Here is a 21,535-nt window from a genome sequence, read left to right as displayed (position 1 = left end):
TCGCGTAAGGCGCCCCAGGAAACCCCGTGCAGCTCTTTGAACCCCCCGACAACAGCGGCCTGTTGCCCATCGCCTATTTCCATGCCCTGGCGCGCCTGGGCGCGGAAGGATTGGTCCTGATCGAGCCCGCCCGTCCGTTCGTGAGCCTGGGGGCGTTCGACGACGCCGCCACCACCGTCGACCGCGACTATTGTCGGGATCACGGCATCCCGGTCATGCGCCGCGAGACGGGCGGGGGCATGGTGCTCCTGGGCCCGGGCCAGGTCTTCTACACCCTGGTCCTGAAACGGCCCCACGCGCTTGTGCCGAGCCGCGTCGATGAGGCCTACCGCCACCTCTCACAGGCCCCGATTGCGGTCTATCGCCGTTTCGGCGTGGCCACGAGGCTGCGTCCCATCAATGATATTGTCACTGAGGCGGGACGCAAGATCGGCGGCCAGGGGGCGGGGGACATAGACGGCCATTTCTGCTTCGTGGGCAGCATCCTCATCGATTTCGATACCGATCTCATGCAGCACATCGTGCGACTCCCGGACGAAGGTCTGCGCCCGGCCCTGAAGGCGGCCCTCGAGGAGGGGCTTACCTCGCTCCACGCCGAGACCGGATCGCGACCGCCGGCCCAGGCGGTAAAGGCCGCGCTCGCCTTGGCCTTCGCGCCGCTCGTGGGCGGCCTTAACCCCCGACCGGTCTCGCCGTGCCTCCTGGCCAAGGCCCGCGAGGTGGCCCGGGAACTCGGCTCCGCTGGCGTCGTCGACGGCGACGAGACGCGGCCGCGGTCGCTTTTCAAGGTCCGCGAGGGCCTGTACCTCTGTCAGCGCGCCATCGCCGCGCCGGGCGGGCCGGTCACCGTGTCGCTTGCCATCCGTGACCAACGGATAGCGGCGGCCAGGCTCTATGCCGCGCCCGCCGGGGCCGCGGACCTCGATCTGTCGGCACTCATCGGCCGATCCTTTGACCAGAAGACCCTGGCCCTGGCGCTGCCCGACATCTCCGCGCTCGGCATCGACCGCGAAGACTTCATTGCCGCCCTGCTCTCGCCCGGCCGCTAGCCCACAAACCGCCGGGCATTGCGGAAGATCTCGAACCACGGACCATACTCGCCCCAATCCGGCGGGTGCCAGGAGTTGGTCACCGTGCGGATGACACGCTCCGGATGCGGCATGAGTACGGTAAAACGGCCATCCGGGGTGGTGAGGCCGGTGATGCCGCCGGTCGAGCCGTTGGGGTTGCGGGGATAGACCTCCGTCGGGCGCCCGTAGTGATCCACGTACCGTGCCGTCACCAGCCGGTCATGCTCCAGCCGGGCACGCGCCTCCTGGGTCACCGCCACCCGTCCCTCGCCATGGGCGACGGGGACCGGCAGGCGCGCGCCCGCCATGCCCGCCAGGAGTATCGAGGGATTGTCCGGGATCTCCACCAAGACCGTGCGCGCCTCGAACTGCTCCGAGCGGTTGCGCTCGAATCGCGGCCAGGAATCGGCCCCCGGGATCAACGGCCGCAGATGGGCCATCATCTGGCAGCCGTTGCAGACCCCCAGGGCGAAGGTCTCGGGGCGCGCAAAGAACGCCGCGAACTGCGCACGCAGCGGCTCGTGGAATAGGATCGACTTGGCCCAACCGCCGCCCGCCCCGAGGACGTCGCCGAACGAGAACCCGCCGCACGCGGCAAAACCCGCAAAACCGGCCAGCTCCTCGCGTCCCGCCAAGAGATCGCTCATGGTGACGTCCACGGCCTCGAAACCCGCGGCCATGAAGCCCGCCGCCATCTCGCGATGCCCGTTCACCCCCTGCTCGCGCAGGATGGCGACGCGCGGCCTGGTCAAGAGCAGATGCGGCGCAAGCGGGCTTGCGACATCGAAGGGCACATGCGCGGTGAGGCCGGGATCGGCCGGATCGGCGAGCAGGGCGTAGGATTCGGCGGCGCTCTGCGGCTCGTCGCGCAAGGCCTGCATGCGGAACGATGTCTCCGCCCACAGGCGCTCATAGGCCATGCGGTCGCCCTCAAGGAGCACGCGCCCGCAATAACGCAGGACGATCTCGCGTCCCGGACGCACGGTCCCTATGCGCTTCGTATAGCGCAGCAGGCCTTTCTTCTTCAGGGCCCCGAGAATCCCGTCACGCGAAGCGCTCGGCACCTGCAAGACCGCCCCTAATTCCTCATTGAACAAGGCCGCGATCGGGTCCAGGCCAAGGCCCGTGATATCGACGTCCAGTCCGCACTTTCCGGCGAACGCCATCTCGCACAGGGTGACGAACAGGCCGCCATCGGAACGATCATGATAACTCAACAGGAGACCGAGCTCGTTCAAGGCCTGCACAACCCCGAAAAAGAGCTTCAAGAGTCTTGGATCATCCACATCGGGAGGGCGCCCGCCCTCGACCCCATAGACCTGCGCCAAGGCCGAGCCGCCCAACCGATCCTTGCCATGACCAAAGTCCACCAGCAAGAGATCCGTCTCGATGGCGCTCACACACACCGGGGTCAGGGTCTTGCGTACATCCATGACCGGGGCCAACGCCGTCACCACCAAAGACACCGGGGCCTGGACCTCGCACGACCGGCCCGCCACCGTCCATTGCGCGCGCATCGAAAGCGAGTCCTTACCGACCGGTATCGCGATACCAAGCGCCGGACACAACTGCAGGCCCACCGCCTCGACGGCGCGGTAGAGCGCGGCGTCCTCGCCCTCGCCTCCGGCATTGGCCATCCAGTTGGCAGACAGCTTGACATCGGGCAGGCGGCGGATACGCGCCGCCGCAAGGTTCGTGAGCGCCTCAGCTATCGCCATGCGCGCCGAGGCCGCGGCGTCAATGACCGCGATCGGCGCGCGCTCGCCCACGGCCAGGGCCTCGCCGGTGATATCGTGATAACCGGTCGCCGTCACCCCGACATCCGCCACCGGCACCTGCCAGGGGCCCACCGTCTGATCGCGACACACAAGCCCGGAGATGCTGCGATCACCGATCGTGACCAGAAACTCCTTGCTCGCCACCCCCGGCAGCGTCAGCACGCGCGCGATGGCGTCATGGATGTCGAGGGAGCGTGTGGCAAGCAGCCGCGCCGGGCGGCGGACCGATCGCGCCTCGCGATGCATGCGCGGCGGATCGCGCAGAAACAGCGCCAGCGGCAGATCGACCGGATCGGGGGCCCCGCGGTCGGCAAAGTACGCGTCCCGCACCCTGAGCCTCGGCTCCCCGGTCACCCGCCCGACGACCGCAACCGGGCATCGCTCGCGCTCGCATAACGCCATGAAGTCCGCCAACGCCTCCTCGCGAACCGCGAGCACATAGCGCTCCTGCGCCTCGTTGCACCAGATCTGCATGGGCGACATCTGGGGCTGGCCGTTGGGGATCGCGCGCAGATCGATGTCGGCACCGCGGCCGGCGCCATGCACGAGTTCCGGCAGCGCGTTGGACAGCCCCCCGGCACCCACGTCGTGGATCGAGAGGATGGGGGTGTCCGCGCCCCGCGCTATGCAGGCCTCGATGACCTCCTGGGCGCGTCGTTGCATCTCCGCGTTGCCGCGCTGCACGGACGCGAAATCCCGCTCCTGCTGCGCGCCGCCGGAGGCCGCACTCGAGGCCGCGCCACCGCCGAGACCGATCAAGAGTGCGGGTCCGCCCAGCACCAAAAGTGGGGTACCGGACGGCAGATCGCGTTTGCTCACGTGCATCGGGCGCACCGATCCCACGCCGCCGGCCAGCATGATGGGCTTGCGGTAGCCATAGACCGTCCCCCCGGTCTCAAGCTCGAAGGACCGGAAATAACCGAGGATGGCCGGGCGGCCGAATTCGTTATTGAAGGCCGCCGCGCCCACCGGCGCCTCGAGCATGATATCGAGGGCGCTCGCCAGATGATGGGGCGCGCCGCGCTCCACCTCCCAGGGCCGGGGGGCATCGGGCAGGCGCAGGTCGGCCACCGAATAACCCACGAGGCCGGCCTTGGGATGGCCGCCAAGGCCGGTCGCGCCCTCGTCGCGAATCTCGCCACCGGCCCCGGTCGCGGCCCCCGGATGAGGCGAGATCGCCGTCGGGTGATTGTGGGTCTCGACCTTGAGCAGAATGGGGACCGGTTCCTGCCCCGCGGTATAACGCCGTGTCCGCTCGTCGACGAACAGGCGCGAACCCAGGATCGCGCCCTCGACGATGGCGGCGTTGTCGGCGTAGGCACTGAGGAGCCCGCCGGGGCTCGCCTTGGCGGTCTCGCGGATCATCGCAAACAGCGTATGTTCGCAGGGCCTGCCGTCGATCACGAAATCGGCGTTGAAGATCTTGTGTCGGCAGTGCTCGGAGTTTGCCTGGGCAAACATCATGAGTTCGGTATCGGTGGGATTACGGCCAAGCCCCGTGAAGGCGGCCAGGAGATAGCGCCGCTCCTCCTCGGAGAGCGCAAGACCCAGGGTCCGATCGGCCCGTATCAGGGCGTCGTCCCCTTCGCCCAGGACATCGATCGCGGATCCGCACGCGGGTGTGCGGCTCGACCACAACGGGGCGTCATCGCCGGGGTTGGCGAGCACCGATTCGGTCATGCGGTCGTGAATGAGTGATGCGATCCGGTCGCACTCGTCGGCCGTCAACACCCGTTCGGATGTGACCCGCCAGACGACCCCGCGCTCCAGGCGCGTCACCGCCGAGAGCCCGCAACGTCGCGCGATGTCCGTGGCCTTGCTCGACCACTCCGAGATCGTCCCGAGCCGCGGGACCACCACAAAGGTGCGCGCATCCGGGGATATCGGCGGCGGCGGCGCACCGTAGTCAAGGAGCGCTGCGAGCACGAGTTCCTCGTCGTCCGAAAGCGCGCGGCCCAGACCCACAAAGTGCCGATAGCGGGCCGACAGCCCGGTCACCGGCGCGACCTGCGCCAGGCGCCGAAGCAGCCGCTCGGCACGGAACGCCGCCACGGCCCCGGGACCGTCAAGCCTTATGGTGAGATCTGCCATGCACGCCCGTTCCGCGCCCCTGAATTATCCCGGATTCCGTTTTGCGGGTTCCTGTCCCGACCCGCCCCACCGCCCGGATCAGTCGCTGGGCGGTTGCGCGGGGGCTGGTGTGAGCGGGCCCCCGGGCGGGTGCGCCTCGTGGCCATCACCGGGCGCGCGCCGGACGGTGGTCGCCGAAAGCGCGCTATCGTGGGTCGCGTAGCGACTATGATTCGGGGGCGCGGACATCCCGGCCGGGATTTTCAGGGGGGGCACCGGTGGAGGCACCACATAAGCGGGCACATGGCATCCGCCCCCCGTGGACGCGCACCCCGAGAGACCCGCGCCCACCAATACGACCACCCCCAACCATCCATACCTCATAGCTTGATCCCCGCCTGCTGTAAAGCGTCTCGAACTGCCACCCGCCCGGGTTCGGACAATGGCGTCAATGGGAGCCGCAGGCACGGACCGATAAGGCCCATCGCGTGCAGCGCCCACTTCACCGGAATCGGGTTCGACTCCACGAACAAGGCCCGATGGAGTCCCGCAAGGGCCTCATCCCGGCGTTGCGCCCCCTCGTAGTCGCCGGCGAAGACCGCCTCCCAGACCTCTCTCATGGCGCGCGGTGCGACATTGGCGGTCACCGAGATCACCCCCTGGGCCCCCAGGCGCGCGAGCGCGACGCCGGTGGCATCATCGCCGCCATAAAGGGCGAAATCCGCGCGACAGCCGGCGCGGATGGCGCGCGCGCGATCCACATTACCGGTGGCCTCCTTGATCCCGACGATGCCCGGCACCTCGGCCAGTCGCGTCACGGTCTCGGGCAACAGATCGCAGGCCGTGCGACTTGGCACGTTATACAGGATCACCGGGAGATCGACGGCCCGCGCGATCGCGTCAAAATGCTGAAAAAGCCCTTCCTGGGTCGGCTTGTTGTAGTAGGGGGTCACGACCAGGCAGGCGTCGGCGCCGGCCTTGCCGGCGGCACGGCTTAGCGCTATAGCCTCGGAGGTCGCGTTGGCGCCGGTCCCGGCGATCACCGGGATGCGGCCGGATAGCGTCCGTACCACATGGGTGATGACCGCCACGTGCTCGTCGACATCCAGGGTCGAGGCCTCGCCGGTGGTGCCGACCGCCACGATGCCGTGCGTCCCGGCCTCGAGATGGAAATCGAGCAGCCGGTCAAGGGCCGCAAAATCGACCGCGCCATCATCACGCATGGGCGTCACGATGGCGACAAGACTACCGCGCAACATAAATCCGACCCGAATTAAAAGCGCGATACTACTTGCCCGACCGTTGGCAAGCAAGGGAAGGTCCGCGCGTCCGTCATTCTCGATGGGAAGCCATAAAGCCCGGAACACCCGGTGGCGGTGTCGGAATTCCCGCATATACGCGCATCGGTGCCGCCTGTTGAGCGCCTGCGCGCAGACGGGCACGCTATCGGATACCCAAGATCGGTGTGCCATTGAGAATGGTGGCCGCGCGCCCGCCTCCCGGCCGCGCCTCGCGTGGGCGCCTCGAAGGGGCCAAGCTAGGGCGCCAGGACCTTCTGCACCACCGTGCGCAGCTCCTCATTGCGATAGGGCTTCGAGACCGCCTCGCAGAACCCATAGTGCCGGTAATTGGCCATGATCGGATCGTTCGAGTACCCGCTCGACACGATGACCTTGGCCTTGGGATCGAACTCCAGGAGCTTGCGCACGGCCTCCCGCCCGCCCATGCCGCCAGGGATCACAAGGTCCATGATGACGACATGATAGGGGCGGTCCTCCTCGACTGCGCCTTTATAGGCGGCCAAGGCCTCGGCCCCATCCTTCGCATAGCCGACCTCATAGCCGAAATGCGTGAACAGCCGGCCCAGGACATCGCGGATGAAGCTTTCGTCATCCATGATCAGGATGCGTCCATGCCCGCGGCGCACGCGCCCCACGGTATCGACCAGGGATGGCAGTCTCATGTCAGACGCCGGTAGCAGGATGCGGAACGCCGCCCCCTGGCCAGCAGCAATTCTCAATGTGAACTGGCTCCGCCTCGAATGGGGGCGTCCGCTTAAGAATTTACGGGGCTTGCAGGAGCCTTTGTCGGGCATCGGGCACCAGCGGGTAGACCAGGACGCGCTTGGGGCTTGCCCCATGGCGTTCGTGATGGCGATCCTCACGGCCGCGGCCCGTGGTGAGACCGACGTCGATCCAGTGGGCCGCGCGGTAGCAGTGGCCCGTAAAGCGTGTGGGATCAACAAAGGTCTCAGCCAAAAGGGGGCGGACGCCGTAGGCGGTTTGCCAATCGAATGGTTTCCATGGCGACCCTCAACTGCTGTCGGGCGCGTCGATGTCGAGACCCCGCAGCATGAAGTCGAGCAAGGCCTCGAAACTGTCGAAACACATAAAAGTTGTGAGCGCCCGAATGCTGTCGAAAAAGCTTTTGCGGGTGGGGAGGGTCGCGCGCAACACGCGGTATTTTTGGTTGGTTATTTCCTGGAAAGTGTGCAGCAGGAAGGCCAGCAGGTTGAAGGTGCACAGCAGCGAGGAGAGATACTTCTTGCCGTGCCCAAAATTGTGTTCAAGATGGTACCCCTTGGTCTTCAGAACATTGTTGTTGCCATTCTCGATCCTCCAGCGCGCGCGGCCCGCTTCAGCGACTTTCGCGACATGAGCTTTATCGAGTGCATGCTGGGTGATCCAGGCGTTCTGGTATGTCTGCTTGCCCGCGGCGTCTTGGGTGGTCAACTCCAGCCAATTGACCGCTAGGGCATCGTCGCCCTCGCGCAAGGGAACGTGGTTGACGAAACGATAGGTGTCAGTCCAGGCTTTCTTGCCCTTGCGGCGCAGGACCTGGTGAGTCTGTATAGCCCCCTGGGCGGTGAGATCTTTGATCGATTCGGTGAGCGTGACGTGGGAGCTCGGCTTGCACACGAAAAGGAAATGGAGTCCCAGGCCCAAGACGGTTTCGCACATCGGCTGGCGGCTATACAAGTCGTCGCCCAGAATCGTCGCGTTGAGCGCTTTGATGCGGGCACCATGGGCGGTAAGCCACCGCTTGGCTGCCGCCGTTTCACAATCCTGCTTGTCGTGACCGTCCTGGGGGGTCACGAATTCCGGCGCCAGCGCGATGACCTGGTTGCGTTCGGGAGACACCACGACCGGTGTAACCACCGTGTGCTGATAGCTGACCTCGCCCTTCCTGTGTTCGATCTTCGTGCACTGCCGGCAATGGACGGTATGAGAATGGTGATAGCTTGTCCCGTCTAGGGCGATCAGCAGCTGGCCGGCACCGTTCTGGGATGAGGAGAGAGAAACGCGAAAAGGGTCAATATGGCCGCCCGCGTTCAGTGCCTCGAATGTCTGTTCGAATAGGGGGTGACATGACTGGGCGCCACCGGGTCCAGCAGGTTGCGGATGCAGTTGTCAGTCGGGATCAGGTTCATGCCAAAGAGCGTGTGCGCGTTGCTCTGGCCTTTGGTCTGTTTCATCGTCCTCTGATAGGCTAGAAACGAAGGGCTTTGCATAGTGAACACGGCAAAGGCCGCCAAGGCCGCGTCTTCCATGGCGTAGACGCAGTTCTTTCCCGTCCGCTTGTCCGGGAACCGCTGCATCAACTCCCTGAGGGAGGCCACTAATCCCTTAAAATCAAGGGGGCTCCCAACTAACGGAAAAGCCAAGCTCTGCTCGCTGAATATTATGACCCAGCGCTTTATACCGTGAACCGTAACTTTTGTCCAGCCCCCAGACATACCGGTTCATGGCCGTGACCCGGTATTGATAATCATTCCTACATTTAGAACTGCTGCCTGGCCAGGCTCCGACTCCACGGTGATGATGCCGTTATGCTTGCGGACGATGGAGTAACTGGTCGCAAGTCCGAGCCCGCTGCCCTTCAGTTTGGTGGTGAAATAGGGATCGAAAATACGCGCCTGATTCTCCTTGCTGATCCCCACGCCCTCATCGCGGCACACGACCTCGGCGTAGCGCCCGGGCACAAGCCCGTGTCCGTCATATGCCGTGCGCCGTACCTCGTCGATCGAGACCCATACCCGCCCGCCCTCGGGCATGGCCTGCTGGGCGTTCAAGACGAGATTGTGCACGACCTGCCGGATCTGCCCTTCGTCGGCCTCGACTATGACCTGCGCGTTCACCGACACCTCACACAGGATATTCGAGCCACGCGAGGCGAACTCCGCGGAATCGCGTACCACGGAGCCGATCTCGATCGGCCTCTTGACCGGCGCGCCCCCCTTGGAGAAGGTCAGCAGCTGCTGCGTCAGATCCTTGGCCCATAACGCCGCGCGCTCCGCCTCCTCCAGGCGGTCGAAGACCTGCTCGCCCGCCGAGGTATAAAGCTTGGCGAGCGATATATTGCCCATGATGGCGGTGAGGATGTTGTTGAAATCATGAGCGATGGCCCCCGCCAACAGGCCCACGGACTCGAGCTTGCTGGCCTTCTGGCGCTCCTCCTCGAGTCGCTGCGCATCCGTCACATCGCGAAACACCACGGCCGTACCCTGCACCTGACCGTTGGCGTCGCGAATCGGCGTGATACCCGTGGCCACCGCCCATTCACGCGTGTCGCGCCCGATCAGGACCGCCTGGTGATCCGGCCCGCCACCCGTGACCACCGCGCCGCTCATGTTCACCGCCTCCCGAACATACGGCGCCTCACGCACCACGAAGACCTCCGCCAACGGTCGGCCCGCGGCCTCCTCCTGCGTCCACCCGGTGAGCTTTTCGGCGGCGCGATTCAACAGCACCACACGGCCGTCGGTGTCGGTCGTGATCACGCCGTCACCGATGGAGCGCAAGGTCACCGAGAGCCGCTCCTTTTCCGCGGCCAAGGCCTCGGCCACGCGCCGCTGATCGTCGATATCGGTCGCCACGCCAAGCCAGGCGCGCACCCGCCCCCGGGCATCGTGTTCCGGCTGAATGTGCACGAGGTGCCAGCGAAAGCCCCCGTCCCGACCGCGTCGCAGGCGCACCTCCACGGACAGCTCGGCACCGGCCAGCAGGGCCTCCCGCCACACGCCCTTCTTGCCATCGAGATCGTCACGATGCACGACTTCCTCGAGAATGAGCCCCGCTATACGCTCGCCATCGAGCTGAAAGTAGCTAAGCGCCCGCTGGTTCACGTACTCAAAGCGCAGATCGCGGGTTATGATCCATACGAGCTGCGGCACGAGGTCCGCCAGATTCTGGTAACGGCGCTCACCGCGCCTCTGAACCTCGGCCACCTGCCGCGCGCGCTCACGCCGTTCGCTCTCCTGGATGAGGCGCGCCTGCGCCTTGATCTGCCGGTTTTTGCGGAACAAGTCGGCGAATACCGCGACCTTGGAGCGCAGAATGTCGATATCAAAGGGCTTGAAAAGGTAATCGACGGCGCCGAGGGTATAGCCCTTGTAGACGTACTGATCCTCCTTGTTGATCGCGGTCACGAATATGATCGGAATGGAACGGGACTTGCGCCGCTTGCGTATGAGACCCGCGGTCTCGAACCCATCCAGGCCCGGCATCTGGACATCCAGAAGGATCACCGCGAATTCCGCGCGCAGCACCTCCTTCAAGGCCTGCTCTCCGGATAACGCCGTGATCACCTCGTAGTCCGGGTCGTCGAGCGTCTCCGACAACGCCGTCAGGTTTTCCGGGCAATCATCGACGACCAGGATCTTGATCTTCTCGTCCCCGTCCATGGTTCTCCCTTACGACACCGCCTCAGAGGCATGGGTCTTCAGCCAGCGCTTGACCATATGCAGAAGCGCCGTCGTGTCGACCGGTTTTGTTATGTAGTCGGAAAGGCCCGCTTCGAGCGACTTTTCCCGGTCGCCCTTCATGGCCTTGGCGGTGAGCGCAATGATGGGCAGGCCCTTGTACCGCTCCATGCGCCGTATCGCCTGCGTGGTCTCGTAACCGTCCATGTTGGGCATCATGATATCCATGAGCGCGACGGCAATGTCATCATTTTCCTCGAGTATCTCGATGGCGGCGCCACCGCTCTCCGCAAACAGCACATTCAGCTTGTGATTTTCAAGGACACTGGAAATCGCGAATATGTTGCGCACGTCGTCATCGACCACCAGGACCTTCTGCCCCGAAAACATGATGGCGTCGTTGTTCTCGAAGTCGCCTTCAGGCTCGATGTCTACGGCGTCACCAAGCCGCGCCACCCGCCCTTGACCGCCCTCGTCTTCGATCTCCTGTCCCACGTAGATCTGGGGCATATAGAGCGTAAACTCGCTGCCCTTGCCCTCGATACTGCGCAGATGGATCTCACCCCCCAGAAGCCGCGAGATCTCGCGGCTTATGGTAAGGCCAAGCCCTGTACCTCCATACTTGCGACTGGTGGTGGCATCGACCTGCTGAAAGGCCTCGAAAATGAGCCGCTGCTTGTTGTCGGCGATGCCTATGCCAGTGTCGCGGACCGTGAACGCCACTACCACCGCCGACTCACGCAGCGCCTCGGCCTGAAACACGGTCCGACTGCCCTGGTAACGGTACGCCTCGAGCGTGATAGCACCCTTTTCGGTGAACTTGAAGGCATTCGACAAGAGATTTTTCAGGACTTGCTGTAAGCGCTGACCGTCGGTAAAAAGCGATTCCGGCAGGTCATCCGCGGTCTTTATGGCAAAGACGATATCCTTCTGCTGGGAGATCGCGCGGAAATCGCGGACCACATAATCCACGAGCTCCGTCACCTTGGTGTCGCTCGCAACTATACCCATCTTGCCGGCCTCGACCTTCGAGAGATCAAGAATCTCGTTTATGAGGTTCAGAAGATCCCGCCCGGACGCGTAAATGGTATTCGCGAACTGAACCTGCTTGCTGTTTAGGTTCGACTCGCGATTCTCGGCAAGGAGCTTGGCCATGATAAGGAGGCTGTTCAAGGGCGTGCGCAACTCGTGCGACATGTTGGCCAGGAACTCGGATTTGTATTTCGAGATCATGGCAAGCTGCTCGGCCTTCTCCTCAAGGGACAGGCTTGCCATCTCGACTTCCTGGTTCTTGATCTCGAGCAGCGTTGCCTTCTCTTCGAGCTCCTTGGCCTGGGTCTCGAGCTCCCCGTTGGAGTTCTGGAGTTCCTGGAGAAGCTCCTCCGTACGCATCGACGCGCCTATGATGTTGAGCACGACACCCACGCTCACCATGAGCTGGTCTAGAAACACGCGGTGGATGGAATTGAATGACTGGAAGGAGGCGAGCTCTATGACCGCGAGCACGTCGCCCTCGAACAACACCGGGAGCACTAAAATGTTGGCCGGGCCGGCGTAGCCCAGGCCCGAGGCGATGCGGATATAGTCATCCGGCACCGTGCCAAGACTGATCGGCTTTTTTTCGAGGGCGCACTGGCCGACGATGCCCTCGCCAAATTCAAAGCTCGTGGGCACCGTGGCGCTTTTGTTGTAGGCGTAGGATGCAATGAGATCCAGGCGGTTTTCCTCGACATTGACGGTATAGAAGGCGCCATGCTGCGCCGATACCAGGGGCGTGAGCTCACTCATGATCAGCCGCGAAACCGCCGAGAGGTTCTTCTGGCCCTGCATCATGGCCGAGAAGCGCGCAAGATTGGTCTTGAGCCAATCCTGTTCCATGTTTTTCTCGGTGGTCTCCTTCAGGTTCTTGATCATCTGGTTGATGTTGTCTTTGAGCGCAAGGACCTCGCCTTCGGCCTCCACGGTGATGGAGCGGGTCAGATCGCCCTTGGTCACGGCCGTGGAGACCTCCGCGATCGCGCGCACCTGCGAGGTGAGATTGCCGGCCAGCTGATTCACATTCTCCGTGAGGTCCTTCCAGGTCCCCGCCACCCCCGGGACCTTGGCCTGGCCGCCGAGCTTGCCCTCGATGCCCACCTCTTTGGCCACGCGCGTGACCTCGGCGGCGAACGAGCGCAGCTGATCGACCATGGTGTTGATGGTGTCTTTCAGCTCCAGGATCTCGCCGCGGGCGTCGACCGTGATCTTCTGCGAGAGATCGCCCTTGGCGACCGCGGTGGTCACAAGCGCGATGTTGCGCACCTGCGAGGTGAGATTGCCGGCCAGCTGATTCACATTCTCCGTGAGGTCCTTCCAGGTGCCCGACACGCCCTTCACGCGCGCCTGGCCGCCGAGCTTGCCCTCGATGCCCACCTCTTTGGCCACGCGCGTGACCTCGGCGGCGAACGAGCGCAGCTGGTCGACCATGGTGTTGACCGCCCGCCCGACACGTATCAGGTCGCCCTTTACCGGTCGGCCGGCGACATCGAAGGGGACGGATTGCGACAGATCGCCATTGGCGACCGCACGGATCACGCGCGAGATCTCGAGTATCGTGTGCACCAGGTCGTCGACGGCGCTGTTTTGGGCCTCGATCATGGTCGCCCATGCGCCCTGCATACCCTTGAGCGAGGCGCGCTCGGCGATGCGGCCCTGGCGGCCCACGAGATTCGCCACCCGCCCGAATTCCCGGGTCAAGCGCTGGTTATGGCGGGCCAGTGAATTGAAGATCCGGGCGATTTGCTGGGCACGGCGACCCTCGCGCAATCGCAATCGCACGCCGAAATCGCCATCATGCAGTCGCTGGAGACCGACCAGCAGGCGCTGAAGGTCGTCATCCTCGTCTTTTGCGACCGGCGTCCGCGATTGCGCACGTCCCGAACCCTGCGGCGGCACGCGCCCGTTCTTGCGCTTCAACCCTGTGGCCACGAAACTCCTCCTCAACGATCAGCGTTCGATTCATCAAGAGCGAGCGGATGCCAGGGATGCGGGGCAGCGGCGGCCGCGACCGGACGCGGCAACACGCCGGGTCCGAATGACACCCGTTGCTCGTTGCTTCGACTGCGGCCCGGCCTGTATGAGGGAGGTTTTTGGATGGTCCGGCGCCGCCTCCGCCCCGCGCGTATTGTACTGAACGGCATCACCTCCCGCAAAGCGCGATGCCGTCGTGGGCCCCCCGCGATCGCCAAGCCCGCCTTTTGTCTTGTAGGCGATGGCAAGATACTGAATACTATCGGCGGCGGCGACCCTGACTGAAGCGGCGTCCGCAGGCCCGCCGGGGATCCGCGGGCCATCATGGGCCCCTGTCCGGGGAACGCCCAGGCGGGACCGCCGGCGCCGGCCCTGCGACCGGATCTGTCCGGTCCCTTGAGAACAATCATCGGAGAGTGGACGCGAAATGAGCAAAATCGAAGTCGGCGGACGTATCCCCGATCTCGTGGTGCAAGCGACGGACGATCAAGGCTTTCGGCTGTCGGAGCTGCGCGGCCGTAACGTGGTCTTGTATTTCTATCCGAAAGACAATACCCCCGGCTGCACGACCGAGGGACAGGATTTCCGCGATCACTACGAGGAGTTCGAAAACCTGAACGCGGTCGTCCTGGGTGTATCACGTGACGACATCAAGTCCCATGAGTCCTTCAAAACCAAGCAGTGCTTTCCGTTCGACCTCATTGCCGACACCGACGAGGAGCTGTGCCGCGCGTTCGATGTGATCAAGGAAAAGAACCTCTACGGGAAAAAATCCATGGGGATCGAACGAAGCACCTTCCTTATAGATGAGCACGGGGTCTTGCGCCGGGAATATCGCAAGGTCAAGGTCGACGGTCATGTGCTCGCGGTATTGCGGGATCTGCGCGAGATCGTTGCGCGGTAATGACCGGGCATCGCAAGCTGTTCGTTCTCGACGCCAGTGTGCTGATGCACGATCCGGCGGCCCTGTACCGATTCGAGGAACATGACGTCTACGTCCCGGTCGCGGTGCTCGAGGAGCTGGACGCCCACAAGCAGGGCGGCTCGGAGAGCGCCCGCAATGCCCGCCAGGCCAGCCGCTTTCTCGATGAGACCCTGGTGGCGGCACCCGCTGATCTGACCGCCGGAGCGCCACTACCACATGCCGAGGGCGCCGCTGGCGGGCGCCTTTTCATTCCCCTCGGGGCCGCGCCTTACGACCGCGTCAAGGCGCCGCCGGCATCCGGAGTCGGTGGCGAATTGCTGGCCATAACGCGCCAACTCGCCGGCGACCACCCGGGCCGTGAGGCGGTGCTCGTCAGCAAGGACATCAATCTGCGCATCAAGGCGCGCGCCCTGGGCCTTAGGGCCGAGGATTATACCAGCGAGCAGGTTCTGGACGATGCTGACCTTCTGTACCGTGGAATCGGGGCGCTGCATCTCACATCCGCGGACGTGGTCGAGTCGCTTGCCACCGGGGAGTCGCGACGTCCGGCCTTCGAGATCCGCGGCAATGCCCCGGCGGGCTGGTTTGTGGGTCAGTTCCTGCCCGGAGACGGGGCCTCACTGCCCGATACCATCGTCCGCGAGATCGGCCCAGGGCGCGCGCGCCTGGAGGCCGTGCGCGATTACACGAAAGAGGAACGCGCGGTGTGGGGGGTACGGGCGCGCAACCGTGAGCAGAACTTCGCCCTGAACCTGCTCATGGATCCGGACATCGACCTCGTGACACTGCTCGGCCACGCCGGGACCGGCAAGACCCTGCTTACGCTCGCCGCCGGTCTTGAACAGACAATAGAGCAGCGGCGTTACACCGAGATCATCATGACCCGCGTCACCATCCCCGTGGGCGAGGATATCGGCTTCCTGCCCGGGACCGAAGAGGAGAAAATGACCCCCTGGATGGGGGCCCTGGAGGACAACCTCGACATCCTGAACCAGGGCGAGGCCCATGGTCATGGCCGGTCGCAATGGGCGCGCGCTGCGGCCGGTGACCTGATTCGCGCGCGCATCCGCGTCAAAAGCCTGAACTTCATGCGCGGTCGCACATTCCTGCGCAAGTTCATCATCATCGACGAGGCGCAGAATCTGAGTGCCCGCCAAATGAAGACGCTCATCACCCGCGCGGGACCCGGCAGCAAGGTCGTGTGCCTTGGGAATATCGCGCAGATCGACAGCCCCTATCTGACCGAAACGACCTCCGGCCTCACCTATGTGGTGGATCGCTTCAAGGGCTGGGCGCACGGGGGCCATGTCACGCTGGAACGGGGCGAGCGGTCACGTCTCGCCGACCACGCCACCGCCACCCTGTAGACACGCATAGCCCCGCCGCTTAAGGTCATCCTCACCCCAGGTACCGCAACCAGAGCCCGAGCGCGACAAGCGTCGTCAACAAGACCGGCGGCGCCATGATCAGCCCGGCGCGCATATAGGTCTGCCACGAAATGGTCTGCCCCTTGCGCGCCAGTACGTGCAGCCAGAGCAGCGTGGCGAGACTCCCGAGCGGCGTGAACTTCGGCCCGATATCACAGCCGACCACATTGGCGTAGATCATCGCCTCGCGCGTGGCCGCCGGAACGGCAACGACATCGTGGATGGCAAGCGAACCCACGAGTACGGTCGGCATATTGTTCATGATCGCCGACAGGATGGCGGTCACAAAACCGGTCCCTATGGTCGCCATCATGAGCCCGTGGGCCGCGAACCCTTGAAGCAGTCGCGCGAGCCATGCCGTGAGCCCGGCATCGCGCAGACCATAGACGACGAGATACATGCCGAGACTGAACACGACGATCTGCCACGGGGCCTCGCGCCGGACCCGATCCTCCCAACAGCGGGCATACAGGTCGAGGACGCGCGCGGCCTTTTCCTGAAACTGGGGATCGCGGGGAAAAATCCGGCAGCGATGCTGCCAGGGACGGATCGCGTCCTCGTTGAGCCAGCGCCAGATGGTGCTGTCGCTGATTCGCGCCACCAGGCCGGTGTGCTCGGCGTGCTGGCGCACATCGGCGAGACTCAGCCGCGACAAGGGGAGTCCCAAGGCCGCGGGCAGCGCGGCAGGCCAGCGCCTTGATCTCAACGGTGAGCTCTGGGGGGAAGCCCGGGGGCGACCCGACCGGGCCCGCTCATCGAGCCCTCGCCAACCGCTCCTTGAACATTCGCCGGCGCATTCCCCGTCCTGGGCCGCAAGGCCAGGAAGGGGCCGAGCGGGCTGCTTGCCTTTGCGCGGCTTTTCCTGGGTCCCCTGACTTTCCATGTAACACCGCCACCAATCAAACGACTTGTCTATTTCGTCCCTTCGTTTTTGGCCTTCGGACGAAAAACCGGCAGCACTATCGCGATCTCTTCGGGTTTTATCGTGCCCGCTAATCGCTCACAGGCCCCGGCCATGGGAGGGCCGGGGCGCCCTATCCGCCGACCCTACGGCGAGGGCGCGAATACGAGGACGAAATAGTCGGACTATTATCGGTGATGCATCATCGAAAAGACTCGATTACATATGATGCGTTCGCGGCTATCGCACCGTGATCTCGAAAAGCACGCGCATATTGGCGTGCGCGGCTTGGGATCGCAGATGCGAGGGTGTGGCCTCGAACTGGGCGGGACGCTTATCGCCAAAGCCAATGGTCGTGAGCCTGTCGGGAGCTATGCCGCCGTGATGAATGAGGTAGTCTTTGACGGCGCGCGCCCGGTTGACGCTCAAGGTTTGGTTGTATTGTGTCGTACCGGCCGCCGAGGTATAGCCGGCGACTCGAAACTTATAGTGCGGGTTACGCCGCATCATCTCGATGTTGCGGTCAAGGATGGCCTTGGCCTTGCGGGTTAAAGTCGCCTTATTTATTATAGTGAAAATAGACATCGCCGAGCATGACCACGGGGGCCACCACAACGGGCTGCGCCCTCGTTGGCGGAGGTGTCGGCGCGACGGAGGCAGTTGGTCGAGCCTCGCTATGGGCACGATGCGGGGCCTGTCGAGTATGGCCTCCGAAGCGATATACCAATCCGACCAAAATCAGATCGACGTCGCCATTATTGCCGATGGCATCTTTGACGCGGTAGCGCTCAGCTTCGGCGCGCAAAGTAAAGGCGTGGGTGAGGGCGTACCGCAAGCCAACGCCATACTTGTCTTCCAGTACCGGGCGTCCCACACGAGCTGGATCTTCATCGACTACAGCGGCGACAAGGTCGCCATCATCCATCCCGCCACCGGCGAAATCCGCTTCGCCGAGATCTTCGTGGCGGTGCTCGGGGCCTCGGCGTACGCCTATGCCGAGGCCACCTGGACCCAGACACTCCCCGACTGGATCGCCTCCCATGTGCGCCTGTTCGGCCACCTGATGTCGGTGCCCGCGCTCCTCATTCCCGATCATGTTATCGGTAACATAATCGGGATTGGTCTCGAACTCATAACTACCACAATGCCATGCATGACACCATCTTCCCCACCAAGAGTGGAGTCCACTTCGTGCTGGCCAATGTGAAAGAGACCTGCGGTCCGGGCTGACGGGAACGACGGTTGCGCGGCGAACCGTGGGGCATCCCTACCAGAACAGAAAAGCACCAGACCTTGTCGGGTCTGGTGCTTGATGGTTACGGCAGATTTCGTGCTCATTGCTGGCCCCAGGGGCCGGTTGCACGAAATTGAGATTCGCCGGATGGGCCATGCCCCCACAAAAGGGGGTTGTCCACGGCTCACAATGGGCGCATCCGAAAATATCGCAAGGCTCGGCACTCCTCACTGCAACAGGGGAGGCTCGGCCTCATCCGAGAGCACACGCCAGAGGACTCGCGGCCGCACTTCAAACCCTGCCGCATGGACATGTCCGCCCGCGCCATACTGTTGCGCCAAGGCCGCGACGTCAGTGCCGCCCTCGCGCGAGCGCAGGGAAAACCGCACGCTCGGGCCCGTTATCCAATACGTCGCGGCGAACGGATACATCTTCGCGGCCTCCTGGGCCAGTCCGACGAACATATAGGGAACATTGTAGGCCGGTCCCGCCACCTGGTCGCGTCCGAGTCGCAGGATACACGGCTGAACACCGGTCAGACGGTCTCCCAACTCCGTGAGGTCCTTGTCGCGGGCCCGCCTCAGAATGGCCCCTTCGCGCACGAGACGGCCGAGCGAGGAGCGCATGAGGCGGCTCCAGGTGTCGAAGTCGTACGGATACGAATAGACGGCCGACAGGATTTCGCGGGTACGCGGGAGCGCGAACCGATACAAATCCATGTCCTGCACGTGTGCCAGGAGCGGCGGCAGCGGCCTGTCGGGGAAATAGTGCCGCCAGGTCACGCCGACACCCGATTGGTCCAGGTCGAACACCGCCGTCAGCTTGGGGTGCGTCAGGCCGGCGAGGTCGTCGCGCGCCGTCACATGATGGTCGAGCAGCCGGATGGAATGGGCGTCCTCGAGCATCGACTCCAGGACCGGCCGTGCGGCCGGCAATGCCGGTCGCGGATACGAGAAGTCGACCAGCACGATGTTGCGCCCGCGGACGTCGGGCGGTTCCCGATTGTAGGTGGCCGCGTGGAATGCGACCGCCGCCGGCCCCAGGGCCTTGCGCACAATCCAGGCCGCGCCGAAGCCGTCGGCACAGTTGGCGTGGTAGATACACAGTGTCGGCTTCATAGGCTGATTCCTGTTGGTGTTACACAGGAGTCCTAGGCACGGCCCCATATCAGGCGCCGCGGGCGGGGCATAAAGCAGGGCGCGGAACCAGGCCGGCGAGAGGCCAGTAACGTGCGGGTCGATTAGCTAAGGCGGTGGCGCCACCGCGCACAACGCGTGCAACCCGACCGGGCCAGCGCCGAGCAGGCGCCACGGGGATGTCGGTGCTATCCAGGTCACGAGGGGCACACCTGGAAGTCGGTCTACAATACTCTGCAAAGCCTCTCGCGTCATTCCTCGCGGTTTGTCCACCCCACCCCCGTGGCCCGGGGGGCGCGGCACCGGAGGAAGGCGGCGGCGTATGGCACGCCGCCGGGGCGCACGCGGTCGGTCGCCCGGGCCATCGCATAGGAAAGGTGCGAGGCCCCGCAACTCACCAAGCCGTCGGCCAGCCATACCCCGTCGTAGGACCCGTATTGCGGGCCGAACATTGTGGAGCGTGTATAGTCCCTCCGTGCGTGCTGAGTTCATGCCCGAAGGCCGGCTCGTTGATGGTCGTAACCCCGGATCGTGTTTGTTGGGCACAACAGGTCGCTATGCTTCCCGTTCTAGTACGCCGACCCGTAAATTACGCAACATAATGCCGGGCCATTTTCGTATCGGCGTCCTGCCGGGTGAACGTCCACTCGATGCCGCGTCGCTCCCGGTTACGGCGCCCTTGCCAGGCATCCACTTCGGTGGTGAGCGTGGCGCGATCCGGCAGGCGGCGATTCAGGCACTGACGATCGAGGATACCGATCTCGATTTCCGCCATGTTGAGCTAACTGGCATGTTTCGGCGTGTAGTGGAGGGTGACCCGGGCCAGTAGTGCGGTGGCGTCCTCGACACCGAGTACCTCCTCGAAGCACCGGCGAAAGTGCGTATTGAGATTGTCCATCACGAGGTGGACATGGCGCGCGGTGCCATACACCCGATCAAGAAGGTGACGCACGAAGGCCACGAAATCGGTCTTGGCGCGATGATCGGTGACCATGACGGTCCGCCGTCCGCCTTTGGGTTCGACCGCCACGAACAGGTTGCAGGTCCCGGCGCGCACATACTCGTAATCCCGTTTCTCGGGTGCGTGGGGCCGAACCGGCACAGGGGGCGCGCATCCCTGAGCCGTTGCTTGCTCTTCTCGTCCAGACAGACGATGGGTTCCTCCTCGCGAAACGGACGGGCATAAAGATCCAGCAGGTCATACATGCGCTGCCGGTATTCCTCGGTCAAGGCGCCAATGCACCACATCACTTTGCGCCAGGGCTTGAGGCCGTTTTTTAGCAGCCGACGGATGGTCTCGCGGCTGATCGGACCGATGCCAGCAATTCTCAATGTTAAGTATGCCGCGTCGAAACGGGGTGGCGGTCGATCTACAGGGCTTGCATGAGTCTCTGTCGGACGTTGGGCACGAGGGGATAGAGCCATATCCGCTTAGGGCTTACCCCATGGCGTGTGTGTTGGCGGTCTTCACGGCCGCGGCCCGTGGTGAGACCGACATCGATCCAGTTGGCAGCCCGATAGCAATGTCCGGTAAAGCGGGCGGGGTCGACCAGGGTCTCGGCCAGGAGGGGCTGAACGCCGTAAGCGGCGGTCCAGTCGGCGACGACCTGCCGCAGGGCGCGCGCCAGCACATGGCTCGCGAGATTGGGAACATGCATATGGGGCAAGATCAAGAAGCGGGAGTTGCAGATGACACACTGCAGGTGCTGAGCGCGGGTAGCGTCGTCCCAGCCAATCCACTGATCGCGTCCCTTAAGGCACCAGGCCGGCGAGGAGAACTGCAAGCAGCCCAGGACCATGGGATGCGGGGATGTCGCTTGGATCAGGTAGCGGAGATGGGCCCCAAAGGGCACGCGATGGCCGAGAGTATGGTGACGCGCGATGAGGGTGCGCCACAGCGTCCGCTCTTTGGGTGTGGCGACGCCCTGCCGTCGGATCGGCTGCAGGGCGGCAAGCGAGGCGTCGGTCACCGCAGGCTCCGGGTCTGGACCCACCAGAACCCGAGTACGACTGCCTCGCGGGCGGCCGGCCTTCAGCGCGGGCAGTGCTATCAGCCCCGCCTCCTGCATCCGTTCGAGCAGGGCCCGACATTCGATCGTCTTCGGTTGTCCGTTGGGGCGGCGCCAGTCGAGGAGCTCGCACACCGTCTGTGCCAGCTCATGGCGGCTAAGCCTTACCCCCCACCACCCTCGCCACGCCCGGAAATGGCTTCGACTGACTGTGGAACGGACTCCTCCACCGTACTCCGCCTATTGCTCATTGATAATCATTGCCACATTGAGAG

14 protein-coding genes and 3 pseudogenes are annotated in these 21,535 nt (G+C 64.1%); 4 read left to right on the top strand and 13 right to left on the bottom strand.

The window, feature by feature from the left end:
- Window positions 1-26 precede the first annotated feature (26 nt).
- A complete protein-coding gene (locus tag C4901_RS03790; protein ID WP_110136203.1) occupies window positions 27-1,049 on the top strand; it encodes a hypothetical protein in 1,023 nt (340 codons plus the stop codon).
- Here the strand turns inward: C4901_RS03790 and purL are convergent.
- The 7 genes and pseudogenes from purL to C4901_RS03755 form a co-directional block, all read right to left on the bottom strand.
- A complete protein-coding gene (gene purL, locus C4901_RS03785) occupies window positions 1,046-4,939 on the bottom strand; it encodes a phosphoribosylformylglycinamidine synthase (RefSeq protein ID WP_110136202.1) in 3,894 nt (1,297 codons plus the stop codon). The two genes, C4901_RS03790 and purL, sit on opposite strands and share 4 nt — an antisense overlap.
- Window positions 4,940-5,298: 359 nt before the next feature.
- Window positions 5,299-6,177 (bottom strand): 4-hydroxy-tetrahydrodipicolinate synthase, encoded by an 879-nt coding sequence (dapA, locus tag C4901_RS03780; protein ID WP_110138509.1) that lies wholly within the window; start codon window positions 6,175-6,177, stop codon window positions 5,299-5,301.
- A 278-nt stretch (window positions 6,178-6,455) separates the two neighbouring features.
- A complete protein-coding gene (locus tag C4901_RS03775; RefSeq protein ID WP_168185532.1) occupies window positions 6,456-6,881 on the bottom strand; it encodes a response regulator in 426 nt (141 codons plus the stop codon).
- Window positions 6,882-6,981: 100 nt separating this feature from the next.
- Entirely contained in the window at window positions 6,982-7,176 is a 195-nt protein-coding gene (locus tag C4901_RS03770; RefSeq protein ID WP_110135574.1) for a Druantia anti-phage system protein DruA, read from the bottom strand.
- A 54-nt stretch (window positions 7,177-7,230) separates the two neighbouring features.
- Window positions 7,231-8,582: pseudogene (locus tag C4901_RS03765) on the bottom strand (ISNCY family transposase).
- A 78-nt stretch (window positions 8,583-8,660) separates the two neighbouring features.
- Entirely contained in the window at window positions 8,661-10,601 is a 1,941-nt protein-coding gene (locus C4901_RS03760; protein WP_110136200.1) for a PAS domain-containing protein, read from the bottom strand.
- Between the two features lie 9 nt (window positions 10,602-10,610).
- Window positions 10,611-13,586, bottom strand: a complete 2,976-nt coding sequence (locus C4901_RS03755; RefSeq protein WP_205736168.1) for a response regulator — start codon at window positions 13,584-13,586, stop codon at window positions 10,611-10,613.
- A 469-nt stretch (window positions 13,587-14,055) separates the two neighbouring features.
- Between C4901_RS03755 and C4901_RS03750 the strand changes: the two genes are divergently transcribed.
- Window positions 14,056-14,532, top strand: a complete 477-nt coding sequence (locus C4901_RS03750; protein ID WP_110136199.1) for a peroxiredoxin — start codon at window positions 14,056-14,058, stop codon at window positions 14,530-14,532.
- The gene (locus C4901_RS03745; RefSeq protein WP_110136198.1) at window positions 14,532-15,920 is read left to right on the top strand and encodes a PhoH family protein; all 1,389 of its coding nucleotides are present in this window, start codon (window positions 14,532-14,534) and stop codon (window positions 15,918-15,920) included. Before C4901_RS03750 ends, C4901_RS03745 begins: the two co-directional genes overlap by 1 nt.
- 31 nt (window positions 15,921-15,951) lie before the next feature.
- On the opposite strand, the pseudogene C4901_RS18415 reads toward C4901_RS03745, so the two are convergent.
- A pseudogene (locus C4901_RS18415) lies at window positions 15,952-16,428 on the bottom strand (ArsB/NhaD family transporter); the annotation flags it as partial.
- Window positions 16,429-17,121: 693 nt separating this feature from the next.
- Window positions 17,122-17,466: an OmpA family protein gene (locus C4901_RS03735; RefSeq protein WP_110136196.1), complete on the bottom strand. Its 345-nt coding sequence runs from the start codon at window positions 17,464-17,466 to the stop codon at window positions 17,122-17,124.
- A gap of 298 nt (window positions 17,467-17,764) precedes the next feature.
- Between C4901_RS03735 and C4901_RS18410 the strand changes: the two are divergent.
- Window positions 17,765-17,980 (top strand): annotated as a pseudogene (locus C4901_RS18410) (IS21 family transposase); the annotation flags it as partial.
- A gap of 362 nt (window positions 17,981-18,342) precedes the next feature.
- On the opposite strand, the gene C4901_RS03725 reads toward C4901_RS18410, so the two are convergent.
- From C4901_RS03725 to C4901_RS03705, 4 genes are all read right to left on the bottom strand, one after another.
- On the bottom strand, window positions 18,343-19,233 hold the full coding sequence (locus C4901_RS03725) for a DHH family phosphoesterase (protein WP_110136194.1): 891 nt from the start codon (window positions 19,231-19,233) through the stop codon (window positions 18,343-18,345).
- A 607-nt stretch (window positions 19,234-19,840) separates the two neighbouring features.
- Window positions 19,841-20,026 (bottom strand): hypothetical protein, encoded by a 186-nt coding sequence (locus C4901_RS03715; protein WP_110136192.1) that lies wholly within the window; start codon window positions 20,024-20,026, stop codon window positions 19,841-19,843.
- Between the two features lie 6 nt (window positions 20,027-20,032).
- Window positions 20,033-20,353 carry a transposase gene (locus C4901_RS03710; RefSeq protein WP_168185530.1) on the bottom strand — a complete coding sequence of 107 codons (321 nt, stop codon included), beginning with the start codon at window positions 20,351-20,353 and terminating at the stop codon, window positions 20,033-20,035.
- 268 nt (window positions 20,354-20,621) lie between these two features.
- Window positions 20,622-21,395: a Druantia anti-phage system protein DruA gene (locus tag C4901_RS03705; protein WP_205736167.1), complete on the bottom strand. Its 774-nt coding sequence runs from the start codon at window positions 21,393-21,395 to the stop codon at window positions 20,622-20,624.
- Window positions 21,396-21,535 lie beyond the last annotated feature (140 nt).

It is taken from the genome of Acidiferrobacter sp. SPIII_3, assembly GCF_003184265.1.
Classification (GTDB): Bacteria; Pseudomonadota; Gammaproteobacteria; order Acidiferrobacterales; family Acidiferrobacteraceae; genus Acidiferrobacter.
This window is presented reverse-complemented; position numbering and strand designations above follow the sequence as displayed.